This window comes from Halalkalibacter lacteus (assembly GCF_036663595.1).
GTDB lineage: Bacteria > Bacillota > Bacilli > Bacillales > Bacillaceae_D > Halalkalibacter > Halalkalibacter lacteus.
In genome coordinates this window covers 1-260 of the sequence record NZ_JAWRVL010000290.1, presented here as the reverse complement: position 1 = coordinate 260, position 260 = coordinate 1, and the positions used below count along the sequence as shown (strand labels likewise).

Genomic DNA, 260 nt, shown 5'->3' with positions numbered 1-260 from the left:
GACCGGCAGGCAGTGCCGGGCAATGACGGCACCGCCGTTCGACAGAATGGCGTAGCGCGTGCCGCGGACTTCCGTTTCGCCCGTTACCGTGACACGGCTGCCCATCGACAGTGCCGCCGTCGGGAAGGTTCGCAATTCCGGCTGCGGATAGATGAAGGTGCGCGGCACGGCGATCCAGTGGGTCGGCTCCCCGCCCTCGGCAAGAGCTGCTTCCGGCAGGTAACCGACATAACCATCGGCATCGGCCTGCACCCAGGCAA

Annotated in this window: 1 protein-coding gene; it reads right to left on the bottom strand. The window is 66.5% G+C overall.

What is annotated here, in order from left to right:
* Positions 1-260, bottom strand: a 260-nt coding sequence (locus SAZ04_RS22390; protein WP_332699867.1) for a hypothetical protein, incomplete at both ends; no start/stop codon positions are given.